Here is a 12571-nt window from a genome sequence, read left to right as displayed (position 1 = left end):
TAAGGAGGAGGGCCGGATGCAACCGGCTCAAGCCCGTCCACCCGGCAAGCCACGCATCCCGCCAGGCCCCGCGCCTCGAGAGGAGACCAGATCCCGGTGCCGCACGCGACCGAGCTCATCGCCATCATCGCCCTTGGGCTCGTCCTCGCCTTCCTGTGCGGGATGCTGGCCCAGCGCCTGCGGCTGCCGCCGCTGGTCGGCTACCTGCTGGCGGGCGTGCTGGTCGGGCCCTACACGCCGGGCTTCGTCGGCAACAGCGAGCTCGCGGGCCAACTCGCCGAGATCGGCGTGATCCTGCTGATGTTCGGCGTCGGCCTGCACTTCTCGATTGGCGACCTGATGGCGGTGCGCGCCATCGCGCTTCCGGGGGCGATCGTTCAGATCGCGGTGGCGACCGCGATGGGCGGTGGGCTGGCCCTCCTCTGGGGCTGGGGCCTCGGCGCCGGGCTCGTCTTCGGTCTCGCGCTCTCGGTGGCCTCGACCGTCGTGCTGCTGCGGGCCCTGGAGGAGCGCGGCCTCCTCGACAGCGACAAGGGCCGGATCGCGGTGGGCTGGCTCATCGTCGAAGATCTGGCGATGGTGCTGGCGCTGGTGCTGCTGCCCGCGCTCGCCCCCTCGCTCGGGGGCAAGGCCGAGGAGGCGGGGCACGGGGCCGCGCACGCGCTGGCGGAACTCGTCGGCGGCCTCATGGGACCGGGCTTGGCCGACAGCATCTGGCTGACCCTGGGCCTGACGCTCGCCAAGGTGGCGCTGTTCGTCGCACTGATGCTCGTGGTCGGGCGCCGTTTCGTGCCCTGGCTGCTGGATCAGGCGGCGCGCACCGGCTCGCGCGAGTTGTTCACGCTCTGCGTTCTGGCGCTCGCGCTCGGCCTCGCCTTCGGTTCGGCGGAGCTGTTCGGCGTGTCCTTCGCGCTCGGTGCCTTCTTCGCCGGCATGGTGCTGGCCGAATCCGACCTCAGCCATCAGGCCGCGGCCGATTCCCTGCCCCTGCAGGACGCCTTCGCGGTCTTGTTCTTCGTCTCGGTCGGCATGCTGTTCGACCCCTTCATCCTGATCCGCGAGCCGCTCTCCGTGCTCGCGGTGCTCGGGGTGATCATGCTGGGGAAATCGCTGGCCGCGGTCGCGATCGTCCTCGTCTTCAAGCACCCGGTCGGCACCGCGCTCACCATCGCGGCTAGCCTCGCGCAGATCGGCGAGTTCTCGTTCATCCTCGTCACGCTCGGGCTCTCGCTGAAGCTGCTGCCGCCAGAGGGGCGCGACCTGATCCTCGGCGGCGCGCTGCTCTCGATCACCTTGAACCCGCTGGCCTTCGCGCTCGCCGCCCGCGTCGAGGCTTGGCTCGCCGACCGGCCGGAACTCGCCCGCCGGTTCGAGCGGGGCGGAGCTGACAACGTGCCTGTGACGGGCGAGACGAAGGCACCGCGCCGCCACGCGGTCGTCGTCGGCTACGGCCGGGTGGGCAGCAGCATCGGCAAGGCCCTCCAGACCTGGGAACTGCCCTTCGTGGTGATCGACCGCGACCGGCGCCGAGTGCTGGAGCTGCGCGAGGCGGGGATCGAGGCGGTCTACGGCGACGCGCTGGCGCCGGGCATCCTGGAGGCGGCCGGCATCGGGCAGGCCCGGCTCCTCGTCAGCGCGACGCCGGATTCACACCAGGCCCGCCGTCTCGTGGAACTCGCCCGCGAGGCGAACCCGCGGATCGACACCCTGATCCGCACGCACAGCGACGCCGAGCGCCGCCGCCTGGAGGAGGAAAAGGTCGGCCTCGTTCTGATGGGCGAGCGCGAACTTGCCTTCGGCATGACCTTCTATGCCCTGCGCAGCCTCGGACTGAAGGACGGCGAGGCCCGCCTGTTCGTGGACGCCGCCCGTGCCGAGAGCCGCGCCGAGGCGCCGACCGAGACCGAGATCGAGCAGAGCACGCCGGAACTGCGCCCGCACAAGGCGGAGGTGGCGGACGGATAGAAGGCTCCATCCCGAAACGGTCAGGGCTCAGAGCCGAGTTCCGCGTCGCAGACCGCGATGATCTCCGACATGCGCTCGTGCACCGTGTGCCAGATCATGCGCGGCGAGACATTGTCGTAGGCGTGCCGTTAGACATTCCCGGCATCGGCGACCTGCCGCCACGGGATGTGCCTGTGCCGCTCGGCAATTCCGGGATCGAGCCTCCGGCTCGCTTCCGAAACGATCTCCAGGCAACGGATGCCTGCGTAGAGCGAGCCCCGGACGGTCTCGAACGCTGCCAACGACATGCCGTCCACGAAGGCGAGGGCCGTCGCGGCGTTCTCGCGGATGTCGACGAGGGCCCGCCGGCTCCGCTCAGAACGCATCGACCACGTCCCGCAGCGCGTTCGGTCGCACCTCGTCCTTCAGGGACGCGCGGTTGGCGACATCGACCGGCCCCGGATACAGGCCTTCGATGAACTGCACACGGCGACGTAGGCGTAGACGTCCCGAACCCTGTCCTCATCGATCTCGATCAGCAGATCGACGTCGCTGTCCGGTCCAGCCTCGCCGCGCGCCGTCGAGCCGAACAGCCCGGCATGCCGGACGCCGCGGCGACGCAGATCCGATTCGTGAGCGCACAAGATCTTCAGGGCATTGGCGCAATCCATGGGTGAAACCTAGCAGGCCCCCGCGAGCGCCGACGACGTGGCTCAGCCCGCCAGTTCTCGCTCCAGCTCCGCCACCCGCCGCAGGTCGCCGACGAACGCCCCATAGGCCTCCGCCTTCGCCTCGTCCGGCAGGCGCAGCAGGTAGGAGGGGTGAACCGTGATGAAGCCCACGAAGCGGTTGTGGTGGCGCTCGAACTGGAACGGCCCGCGGGCGCGAGTGATCGGCACCGCCTTGCCGGTCAGCGCCAGCACGGCGGTGGCCCCGAGCGCGACTACGAGGCGGGGCGCGACGAATTCCAGTTCCCGGTCGAGCCACCAGCGATAGTGGCTGACCTCGCCGGCGGTCGGCTTCTGGTGGATGCGGCGCTTGCCGCGCTCCTCGAACTTGAAGTGCTTGACGGCGTTCGTGAGATAGCTCGCCCCCCGGTCGATCCCGGCCTCTGCCATCGCGCGCGAGAGGAGCTGCCCGGCGGGACCGACGAAGGGACGCCCCTGCCGGTCCTCCTGGTCGCCCGGCTGCTCGCCCACAAACGCGATCGTCGCGCCGACCGGGCCCTCGCCGAGTACCGCTTGGGTCGCGCCGGGCACCAGCGGCTCGCTGCGCCTGATGATGGCGTTGAGTTCCTCGAGCGAGGTCGGGTCCTGGTCGGCCATCGCGGCGACGGCGCGGGCGGGGTCGCGTCTGGCGGGCACGCTCGGGCTCCTCTCAATCATGGCGCGCGTGCCGGCCTCGGCCCCCCGCACGAGGGCTGGAATCGCCAGGGTCTCCGGCATGTTCCGCCAGTACTTCTTCGGCATCTCGGCCCGCATCGCCTTCAGGTTGGTGCGGGCCGGGTTGAAGGTGCTCTCGTAATAGCCGCGCCAGCCGGCCTCGAACCCGTCGCCGGGGGGCAGGTCCTCGCGCCGGCCCGGTGGGCCGAGGCGGAGCGTCGCGCCGTCCCAGTGCGCGGAGGCGTCCGGCGTCAGGATGGTCCAGCGGAGCGCGCGGAAACGCTCCACGAAGAAGGGCGCTGCGGCCTCGAGGATGTGGTGGTCGGGCTCGAACCACGCGGTGAAGCGCTCGACACCCGCCTCTTCGCTCCGGCGGAAGCGCAGGAAGGCGTGCATCTTGTGCAGGTCGCGCCCGATCGCCTTCCGCATCAGGTTGAGCCGGTGGACCAGAGGATCGCTCGGCACCTCCGTGAGGTGGCGCTCGCCCGCGCGCACCCGCCAGATCAGCCGGTAGAGCAGGGCGTAGCGCTCAGGATCTCGGTGCGGCACCACCATCGGCACGAGGTCGGCGACCGCGCGGGGCAGGCGCAAAGGGGCTGATTCCGCAGGCGGCGCGCTGCCGAACAGGTCGCAGGCCGCGCCCTCGCTCCAGGCGACGCGCTCGGGCGTCACGTCTTCAGCTACGAGGGCGCGGACGGCGGCGCGGAAGCCGGTGAGGTCCGCGCCGGGCGCGAGGGCCACGGCGCGCGCCGTCTCCGCCATCTCAGAACAGGCTCAGCTGCCGCGCCGGCTCGGCGAGCCGTGCTCGCAGATCCAGCCGGTCCGTCAGCCCGCCCGGCGTGTGGTCCGCCGCGATCAGGAAGGGCCGCGCCCGGCGCAGTCCCGAAGTCAGGCGGGCGACGTCGTCGAGGCGCAAGCTGGTGTGGCGGCGTGCCTGGACGATGCGGTCGACCGCCCGCGCCCCGAGCCCCGGCACCCGCAGCAGCATCTCGCGCTCGGCCCGGTTCACGTCGACGGGGAAGCGCGCCCGGTTCTTCAGTGCCCAGGCGAGCTTCGGGTCGATGTCGAGGGCGAACATGCCGTCCTCGGCCGCGTCCGCCACGTCGTCGGGGGAGAAGTCGTAGTACCGGATCAGCCAGTCGGCCTGGTAGAGCCGGTGCTCGCGCTGGAGCGGGGGCGATTTCAGCGGCAGGATCGCGGCCCCGTCCGGGATCGGGCTGAAGGCCGAGTAGTACACCCGCTTGAGGCCGACGCTGCCGTAGAGATGCGCGCTCTTGCGGATCAGCGCCTCGTCGGTGGTCGCGTCCGCGCCCACGATCACCTGCGTCGACTGGCCGGCCGGCGCGAAGCGGCGCCGCTCGGCCTTCGCCTCGACGATGCGCTCGCCGATCTGGGTCATCGCGCCCTGGATCGAGGCGCCGTCCTTCTCCGGCGCCAGGCGCTCCAGGCTCGCCTCGGTCGGCAGCTCGACGTTGATCGAGAGGCGGTCGGCGTAGAGCCCCGCCTCCTCGATCAGCCAGGGGCTGGCCTCCGGGATCGTCTTCAGGTGGATGTAGCCCCGGAAGCCGTGATCGCGGCGCAGACTCTTCGCGACCCGGTTCATCTGCTCCATCGTGTGGTCGGGCGACTTGATGATGCCCGACGACAGGAACAGCCCCTCGATGTAGTTGCGCTTGTAGAACTCCACCGTGAGGCGCACGACCTCCTCGACGGTGAACTTCGCCCGGCGCACGTTCGAGGAGCGCCGGTTCACGCAGTAGGCGCAGTCGAACAGGCACCAGTTGGTCAGCAGGATCTTCAGGAGCGAGACGCAGCGCCCGTCCGGCGTGTAGGCGTGGCAGATGCCCGCGCCCGTAGTCGAGCCGAGGCCGTCCTTGTCGGCCGAGCGCTTCGGGGCGCCCGAGGAGGCGCAGGAGGCGTCGTACTTCGCTGCGTCCGCCAGGATGCGCAGCTTCTTCGCGAGAGTCTCGTCCATCGAACAAACAATGAACGGTCGCGTGGCGGAAACAAGGACGCGCGCGAGGAAATCCCCGCGCGCGATGCCGCACCGGTGGAATCAGCGCTGCGGGATCAGCCCTGGTTGAGCGTCGCCTTCAGGGTGATCTCGGCGTTGAGCACCTTGGAGATCGGGCAGTTCACCTCGGCGGCGTGCGCCAGCTCGTCGAACTTGGCCTGGTCGATGCCCGGAATCGTGGCGCTGAGCGTGAGCGCCGACTTGGAGACCTTGAAGCCGTCGCCCTCCTTCTCCAGGCTCACGACCGACTCGGTCTTCAGCTCGGTCGCGGTGAAGCCCGCGCCCTGGAGCTGGAAGGCCAGCGCCATGGTGAAGCAGCCGGCATGGGCCGCCGCGATCAACTCCTCGGGGTTGGTGCCGGGTTTGTCCTCGAAGCGGGTGTTGAAGCCGTAGGGCTGGTCGGAGAGCACGCCCGACTGGGTCGTGAGCTGGCCCTTGCCCTCCTTGCCGCTGCCCTGCCAGTGGGCGCTCGCCTTGCGGTTGATCATATCTGCCTCCGTTGCGGGCCCGGCGCGGGATGTGCCGCGGCCACCGTGCCGCGGAGGTGGCGCGGGCGGGCGGAATATCCAGTGGCCGCAAGGCCTTCAACCCGCCTCGCCGCTCCCTTCGTCCAGCGGCTCCGCATCGACGGTGTCGCGCGCGAGCGCGTAGGCGAAGCCGGCCCGCGCCAGCGCCGCGAGGTCGCGGTCCCGGTGGGCTGCGCGCAGGTCTGGCCGGCGGAAGGGGCCGAGGCGGCGGCGCCGGGCGTAGGCCAGGGCGGCCTCCGCCTCGATGGCGCGCGGGTCGGCCTGTGCCTCGGCCTGTTCGGCCTCCATCGCCGCCTCGACGACCGCGTGCGGCACACCCTTGGCGGCAAGCTTTGCCGAGACGCCGCGGGTGGAGGTGCCGCGCCGCCGCAGGGTGGCGAGGCGCGCACGGGCGAAGCGGGCATCGTCCACGAGCCCCGCCGAGAGGGCGCGGGTGACCGTCGCGTCGATCAGCTCAGCGAAAGCGGCCGGATCTTCCTCGCGGGCGCGGGCGCGCTTCTCGACGCGCCGCGCCAGCGTCCGGCGCAGCATCTCGGCCGAGGCGCTGTAGCGCTCGAGATAGTGCAGGGCCGCGCGCTCCAGCCAAGCGGCCGTGACGGGGCGCGGCGGCTTCGGCGCCGGTGGGGCCGGATCCTCGCGCAGAGGTGAGCTGGCAACGAATTTGCGGATCACGGGTTCTTCACGATCTGAACAGGATCTTGTTGCATGATGCCACGATGCAACGCACGCAAGGCGACAAGATCGGCGCGAGGGTCGAGCACCGGCTCCTCCGCGTCGCGTCGGCGATTTTCTTGAGACGCGAGTGGCTTCTCGTGCTGCTCGCACTCGGGCTCGCCATGACGGCGGCGCTCGTGTTCTACCTGTCCCGCCCGACCGTCCTCACCGTGGCGGTCGCCCCCCAGGACGGGCCCGAGACCGGGCTGATCGAGGCCTACGCGCAGGCCCTCAACCGGGCGCGTGAGGATGTGCGGCTGAAGCTCGTCCGCCACGGCGACGTGCGCGACAGCGGGGCGGCGCTCCAGGCCGGCCGCACCGATCTCGCCATCGTGCGGCCCGACGTATTCATGCCCGAGAACGGGCTGACGCTGGCCGTCCTGCACGACGAGGCGTTGCTGATCGCGGCGCCCGAGGCGGCCGGGATCGACGACTTCCCCGATCTGGCGCGCAAGCGCATCGGCGTCGTGGTGCGCCACGACGCGGACCTGCCGTTCCTGACCAACATGCTGGCCTTCTACGACCTCGCACAGGCGGCCGGCGACGTCCCGGAGGCGGAACTCGGGCCCGGCCATGTCGCGCTGGTGCCGCTCAAGCCCGCTGAGGTGACGGCGGCGGTGGCCGAGAAGCGGGTGGACGCGGTCGCGGTGATCGCGAGCCCCTCCTCGCGGCCGGCTCTCGCGACCGTGCGGGCGGTCGAGCTCGGCGTGCCGGACCGCAAGGTCGATCTGGTCTCGGTTCCCGATACCGACGCCATCCTGCAGCGCTACCCGGAGCTCCAGGCGGTGACGATCCCCGCCGGAACCTTCGGCGGGCGGCCGAAGCGGCCGGCCGAGGAGGTCAAGACGGTGGGCGCCTCCTACCGGCTGATGGCGCGCAGCGCCGTGAACCGCGTGGCCGTCGCCTCCGTGACGCAGCACCTGTTCGAGTGGCGCTCCCGGCTCGCCGCCGTCGCGCCGGTCGCCAAGCTGATGAAGGCGCCCGACTTCGACACCACGGTCGCGGCGACCTCGGCGCGCCTGCCGAACCATCCGGGCGCGGTGGACTACTTCGAGCGCGAGCAGCAGACCTTCCTGGAGCGCTACGAGGATTACATCTACCTCTTCGCCTTCTTCGGCGGCACCATCGGTTCGGGCGTCGCGTGGCTCGGCCAGCGGCTGGCGCGCAAGCGCCGCGAGCGGGTCGACATCGTGCTCGACCGCCTGCTCGACATCCTGCGCGAGGCCCGGGGCGCTGGTCGCGTCGAGACGCTCGACGCGCTCGCCCGCGAGACCGACGAGCTGGTGGCCGACGTGGTGCAGTACGCCCGCGAGCGCACCATCGATGCGCGCACCCTGAGCGCCCTGATCCTGGCGGTGGACGCGGTCCAGGCCGCGCTCGGCGACGCGCGGCGCCAACTCGGGGCCGGCCCGACCGAGAGCCGGGCGGAGGCGCGGGCGCGCACGGCCCGCCTGCTGGCCCACGGCCTGTCGGCGGCCGAGTAGGGATCTCCGCTCTCAGCCCTCGATGATCGCCCGGATGCTGGTGGCGAGCGCCTCCACCGCGAAGGGCTTGGTGATCATCTGCGCGCCGGCCTCTGCCGCCTCGCCGAAGGTCGCGTTCTCGGCGTAGCCCGTGATGAACAGCACCTTGATCCCAGGGCGCAGCGCCCGGGCGCGCTCGGCCAAGCGCCGCCCGTCGAGGCCCGGCAGCCCGACATCGGTGACGAGGAGGTCAATGCGGACCGCGGCCTCCAGCTGGGCGAGGCCGGCGAGGCCGTCCGCGGCCTCCAGCGCGCGGTAGCCGAGATCGTGCAACACCTCGACGATGAGGTCGCGCACCACCGCCTCGTCCTCCACGACCAGCACCGTCTCGCCGCGCCCGAACGGGACCTCCGCCTCGTCCTCCGGCGGCCGCGGGGCGGCCGAGGCGCCGCGATGGCGCGGCAGGTAGAGGCTGATCGACGTGCCCCGGCCGGGCTCGGAGGCGATCGCCACGTGCCCCTCCGATTGCTGCGCGAAGCCGTAGATCATGGAGAGGCCGAGGCCGGTGCCCTGGCCGAGCGGCTTCGTCGTGAAGAACGGGTCGAAGGCCTTGGCGATCACGTCCGGCGTCATGCCGGTGCCCGTATCGGTGACCTCGATGCGGACATACGCGCCCGCGGCGAGCCCCGCCGGGCGGCGCGCATCGGCGGTGCCGAACGTGGCGTTCCCGGCCGCGATGCTGAGCCGGCCGCCTTCCGGCATGGCGTCGCGGGCGTTGATCGCGAGGTTGAGGATCGCGTTCTCGAGCTGGTGCGGGTCGCAGAGCGTGGGCCAGAGGTCGTCGGCCGCCGCGATGTCCAGGGCGACGCGCTCGCTGAGCGTGCGCCGCAGGAGATCCTCCATCCCGGCGATCAGGGCATCGACCGCGACGGGGCGGGGCTCCAGCGGCTGGCGCCGGGCGAAAGCGAGCAGGCGGTGGGTGAGGGCGGCCGCGCGGTGGCCGGAGGCGAGCGCCGCCGTGATGTACTTCCCGATCTGGTCGCTCCGGCCCTGGCGGATGCGGGTCTGCATCAGGTCGAGGGAGCCGACGATGCCGGTGAGCAGGTTGTTGAAATCGTGCGCGATGCCGCCGGTAAGCTGGCCCACCGCCTCCATCTTCTGCGCTTGGCGCAGACCCTCCTCGGCCTGGCGCTGCTCGGTGATGTCGCGCCCGACAACATAGGCGAGCGCGCCCTCGGGCACCGCGTTCCACATCACGGTGCGGCGCTCGCCGTCCGCGCAGATCACGCGGTCGATGAACGCTGCCACGGGCTCGCCGGCCGCGAGCCGCGCCAGGATGCCGGACGCCGCCGCGTGGTCGGCGGGGTCGATGCGCTCGAGGAAGGGGCGGGCGAGCAGGGCCTCGACGCTCCAGCCGAGCATCCGCGTCCAGGCGGGATTGACGGATTTCAGGCACCCGTCGAGCCCGATCGTGCCCATCAGGTCCGAGGTGGTCTCCCAGAGCCGGTCGCGCTCGCGCGTGCGCGCCTCGACTTCCCGGGTCAGCGCCGCCTCGACGCTCCGGCGCTCGGTCACGTCCTGAACGAAGACATGGACGCCCTCCACGGCCCCGTCCGGCGCGAGCCTGGGACGGAGGCGCACCGCGCCGATCCGCTCGCGACCGTCGGCGTGCGGCAGGGCGGTCTCGAACTCGACCTCGGCGCCCGCCAGCGCCCGGTCGATCGGGGCCTGGATGGCCGCGAACGTCTCGGCACCCACGACCTCCGCGACCGTGCGCCCGATCATCCGGTCGGGATCGACCCCGTACCAGGCCCGGTAGGCGGCGTTGGCGAAGCCGTAGCGGTAGTCCGGCCCGATGAAGGCCACGAGGATCGGCAGGATGTCGGCGACGACGCGCAGCTCCGCCGCGGCGGTGCGCAGGCGCACCTCGCTCGCGGCCAGCGCCTCCGCGGCGATCCGGCGCTCGGTGATGTCGAAGGTCGCGCCGGGGAAGCGGGCCGGGCGCCCGTCGGCATCGAGGATGCAGTGTCCCTGCGCCAGCACCCAGCGGACCGCCTCGCCCGCCGGTGCATCCGCCCGCAGCAGGCGGTACTCGGCCACGAAGTCGCCCCCGCTCCCCATCGCCTCGGCGATCGCTGCCTGAACCCGGGCGGTGTCCTCCGGGTGGATCCCGGCGAAGAACTCGGCGATCGGGGCGCCCCGGGCGGCCTTCTCCGGACCGACGCCGTAGAGACGGGCGAAGCGCGCGTCGGCGGTGACGCGATCGTTCGGGATGTCCCAGTCCCAGGTGCCGATGCCGTCGCCGGCCGAGAGCGCGAGTTCGAGCCGCTCCTCGCTCGCGCGCCGCCGCCGGTCCGCCAGCACGTGCGCCGTGGTCTCGGCGGTGGTGCAGATCATCCCGGCGATCGCGCCCGAATCGTCGCGCACCGGCGAGTAGGTGAAGCTCCACCACGTCTCCTCCGCTGCGCCGTTCCGGTGCATGGTCAGGGGCAGGTCGGTCGCGGCGATCGGCCGGCCGGCGAGCGCGCTGGCACAGAGCGGGCCGACATCGGCCCAGACATCCGCCCACAATTCTGGGAAGCGCGTGCCGAGCGCCCGGCCGAGGCGGTCGCCGAGAATCGGCCGGTAGGCGTCGTTGTAGAAGCTGAGGAGGTCCGGGCCCCAGGCCAGGAACATCGCGCTGGGACAGGCCAGCATGGTGGCAAGTGTTGTACGAAGGGAGACCGGCCAGGACTCGATCGGGCCCAGCGCCGCGCGCGACCAGTCGCGCGCCAGGATCTCCCGGCCCATCACGCTGCCCTCGGCGAGGAAGCGCAGGGCCGGCGGCAGGCCGGCGGGATCCGGGGCCGGCTCCGGTGCGGGCCGCGCGTGCCCGCTCACGGCGACGCTCACGGGCGCCGTCCGGTCGCCGGGCCGTCCCCCGCCCGCTCCGGTCCGATGCCAACCCGTCCGATCCCGCTCATGCGCAACCGATGTGGGCAACGCGGGCCGCAGTCAACGCGCGCGTGCGATTTCGTTGCGCAGAGCCGCTCAGGCGGCGACGCGACCCTCCAGCGGGAACACCTTGGCGGGGTTCATCAACCAGAGCGGGTCGAAGACGTTGCGAACCCGCATCTGCTGCTCGAGGTCGGCCTGGCTGTACTGGAAGCGCATCAGCTCGCGCTTCTCGATGCCGACGCCGTGCTCGCCGGTCAGGCAGCCGCCGGCCTCGACGCAGAGCTTCAGGATCTCGTCGCCGGCGGCCTCCGCCTTCTGCAACTCGCCGGGGCGGTTGATGTCGAACAGGATCAGCGGGTGCAGGTTGCCGTCGCCAGCGTGGAAGACGTTGGCGACGCGCAGGCCCTTCTCGGCGCAGATCGCGCCGATGCGCTCCAGAACGGGGCCGAGCTGGCCGGTGGGGATGGTGCCGTCCATGCAGATGTAGTCGGAGATCCGGCCCGTAGCGCCGAAGGCGGACTTGCGACCCTTCCAGATCGCGGCGGATTCGGCTTCCGACTTCGAGACCCGGAGGCTCGTCGGGCGGAAATCCTGGGCGATCGCCTCGATGCGGGCGAGCATCGCCTCGCACTCGGCGTCCGAGCCCTCGACCTCGATGATCAGCATCGCCTCGGCGTCGCGCGGGTAACCGGCTTGCGCGAAATCCTCGGTGATCAGGATCGCCTCGCGGTCCATGTACTCGATCGCCACCGGGATGATGCCGGCCGCGATGATCGCCGCCACGCAGTCGCCCGCATCCTCCACCCGCGAGAAGCCGACGAGCGCGGGCCGCGCCCCTTCGGCCGCGCGCAGGATCCGCACCGTGGCCTCCGTGACGATGCCGAGCTGACCTTCCGAGCCGCAGACGAGGCCGAGCAGGTCGTAGCCGGCGGCGTCGAGGTGGTCACCGCCGATCTCCACGACGGTGCCGTCGTTCATCACGAGGGTCACGCCCATGAGGTTGTTGGTGGTGACCCCGTATTTGAGGCAGTGCGCCCCGCCGGAATTCATCGCGATGTTGCCCGCGATGGTGCAGGCGAGCTGGCTCGACGGGTCGGGGGCGTAGAAGAAGCCCTCGTGGCTGACCGCGCCGGAGATGGCGAGGTTGGTGATGCCGCTCTGCACCCGCGCCGTGCGGTTGGCGAAGTCGAGGTCGAGGACCCGGGTCATCTTCGCCACGCCCAGGATGATCGCGTCCTCCTGCGCGATGGCGCCGCCCGCGAGCGAGGTTCCGGCACCGCGGGGCACCACCCGGACGCCGCTGGCGTGGCAATAGGCCATCACCGCGGAGACCTCCTCGGTCGTCGAGGGCAGCACCACGGCGAGCGGCAGCTTGCGGTAGGCGGTGAGGCCGTCCGTCTCGAAGGCGCGGCGCTCGTCCTCGCTGGTGACCAGGGCCTCGGGCCCGACCAGCGGGCGCAGGCCCGCGAGAATGGCCTCGCGGCGGTCCAGGATCGCGGGATCCGGGTCCGGAAAGCGGATCGACATGGCGTTGGCGTCCTCTGGCGCCTCGTTCCGGCCCCGCGCGCCCCGGATCTCGATCCGGGTGGG

General features: G+C 71.8%; 10 protein-coding genes. 2 read left to right on the top strand and 8 right to left on the bottom strand.

The genetic code is table 11. The features are described from left to right. The first annotated feature begins 96 nt into the window (after window positions 1-96). Entirely contained in the window at window positions 97-1965 is a 1869-nt protein-coding gene (locus DK427_RS01025) for a cation:proton antiporter domain-containing protein (protein ID WP_109949637.1), read from the top strand. A gap of 128 nt (window positions 1966-2093) precedes the next feature. Here DK427_RS01025 and DK427_RS01020 read toward each other — a convergent pair whose 3' ends face one another. The 6 genes from DK427_RS01020 to DK427_RS00995 form a co-directional block, all read right to left on the bottom strand. After that, a complete protein-coding gene (locus tag DK427_RS01020) occupies window positions 2094-2330 on the bottom strand; it encodes a HepT-like ribonuclease domain-containing protein (RefSeq protein ID WP_109949636.1) in 237 nt (78 codons plus the stop codon). Between the two features lie 39 nt (window positions 2331-2369). After that, the gene (locus DK427_RS01015) at window positions 2370-2615 is read right to left on the bottom strand and encodes a nucleotidyltransferase family protein (protein WP_245930747.1); all 246 of its coding nucleotides are present in this window, start codon (window positions 2613-2615) and stop codon (window positions 2370-2372) included. Between the two features lie 42 nt (window positions 2616-2657). Next, window positions 2658-4088, bottom strand: coding sequence for a UdgX family uracil-DNA binding protein (locus DK427_RS01010; RefSeq protein ID WP_109949635.1), 1431 nt, complete (start codon window positions 4086-4088; stop codon window positions 2658-2660). A 1-nt stretch (window position 4089) separates the two neighbouring features. After that, complete coding sequence (locus DK427_RS01005) at window positions 4090-5301, bottom strand: putative DNA modification/repair radical SAM protein (protein ID WP_109949634.1); 1212 nt, start codon at window positions 5299-5301, stop codon at window positions 4090-4092. Between the two features lie 95 nt (window positions 5302-5396). Beyond that, a complete protein-coding gene (locus tag DK427_RS01000) occupies window positions 5397-5828 on the bottom strand; it encodes an OsmC family protein (protein WP_109949633.1) in 432 nt (143 codons plus the stop codon). Between the two features lie 96 nt (window positions 5829-5924). Continuing rightward, complete coding sequence (locus DK427_RS00995; RefSeq protein WP_342772554.1) at window positions 5925-6509, bottom strand: RecX family transcriptional regulator; 585 nt, start codon at window positions 6507-6509, stop codon at window positions 5925-5927. A gap of 149 nt (window positions 6510-6658) precedes the next feature. Here DK427_RS00995 and DK427_RS00990 point away from each other — a divergent pair, with 149 nt between their 5' ends. Continuing rightward, the gene (locus DK427_RS00990; protein ID WP_204165309.1) at window positions 6659-8065 is read left to right on the top strand and encodes a TAXI family TRAP transporter solute-binding subunit; all 1407 of its coding nucleotides are present in this window, start codon (window positions 6659-6661) and stop codon (window positions 8063-8065) included. 12 nt (window positions 8066-8077) lie between these two features. Here the strand turns inward: DK427_RS00990 and DK427_RS00985 are convergent, their stop codons facing one another. Both DK427_RS00985 and DK427_RS00980 read right to left on the bottom strand, forming a co-directional pair. Beyond that, a complete protein-coding gene (locus DK427_RS00985) occupies window positions 8078-10936 on the bottom strand; it encodes a PAS domain-containing protein (protein WP_245930745.1) in 2859 nt (952 codons plus the stop codon). Between the two features lie 138 nt (window positions 10937-11074). Continuing rightward, entirely contained in the window at window positions 11075-12508 is a 1434-nt protein-coding gene (locus tag DK427_RS00980; protein WP_109949631.1) for an FAD-linked oxidase C-terminal domain-containing protein, read from the bottom strand. Between the last annotated feature and the right edge of the window lie 63 nt (window positions 12509-12571).

The sequence above is a fragment of the Methylobacterium radiodurans genome, assembly GCF_003173735.1.
In the GTDB taxonomy this organism is placed as follows: Bacteria; Pseudomonadota; Alphaproteobacteria; order Rhizobiales; family Beijerinckiaceae; genus Methylobacterium; species Methylobacterium radiodurans.
The sequence above is the reverse complement of the archived record's forward strand: the minus strand, read 5'-3'. Positions and strand labels throughout refer to the sequence as shown.

Excerpts from the sequence above, each read along its gene's own strand:
- DK427_RS01015 (WP_245930747.1), bottom strand. The coding sequence starts at position 2,615 with ATGGATTGCGCCAATGCCCTGAAGATCTTGTGCGCTCACGAATCGGAT.
- DK427_RS01010 (WP_109949635.1), bottom strand. The coding sequence starts at position 4,088 with ATGGCGGAGACGGCGCGCGCCGTGGCCCTCGCGCCCGGCGCGGACCTC.
- DK427_RS01000 (WP_109949633.1), bottom strand. The coding sequence starts at position 5,828 with ATGATCAACCGCAAGGCGAGCGCCCACTGGCAGGGCAGCGGCAAGGAG.
- DK427_RS01020 (WP_109949636.1), bottom strand. The coding sequence starts at position 2,330 with ATGCGTTCTGAGCGGAGCCGGCGGGCCCTCGTCGACATCCGCGAGAAC.
- DK427_RS00980 (WP_109949631.1), bottom strand. The coding sequence starts at position 12,508 with ATGTCGATCCGCTTTCCGGACCCGGATCCCGCGATCCTGGACCGCCGC.
- DK427_RS01005 (WP_109949634.1), bottom strand. The coding sequence starts at position 5,301 with ATGGACGAGACTCTCGCGAAGAAGCTGCGCATCCTGGCGGACGCAGCG.